We start from the raw sequence: 219 nt of genomic DNA, 5'->3' as shown, positions 1-219 counted from the left end.
GCGCCACCAGCCCGCTTAAAAACAGCGGCGTGGCAACATATCCGGCAAAGACCATACAATGCGCCAGCGACGGGCGTCGCGAGTAATTACGCGCCATCCACCAGATAACTCTGCCCATGATGGCCACACCCGCCAGCATCACGCCGTAAAACAGAATTGCCATCGCAAATCCGGTAAACAGGGATAACTTCAGTATATTGCCGTCGCCAAAATTCCAGC

Annotated in this window: 1 protein-coding gene; it reads right to left on the bottom strand. The window is 54.8% G+C overall.

Annotated elements, in window-relative coordinates:
• Window positions 1–219, bottom strand: a 219-nt coding sequence (locus FDX22_RS21315) for a Yip1 family protein (protein ID WP_146717737.1), incomplete at both ends; no start/stop codon positions are given.

The organism is Citrobacter sp. TBCS-14 (assembly GCF_005280805.1).
Taxonomy (GTDB): Bacteria; Pseudomonadota; Gammaproteobacteria; order Enterobacterales; family Enterobacteriaceae; genus Citrobacter; species Citrobacter gillenii.
The sequence above is the reverse complement of the archived record's forward strand: the minus strand, read 5'-3'. Positions and strand labels throughout refer to the sequence as shown.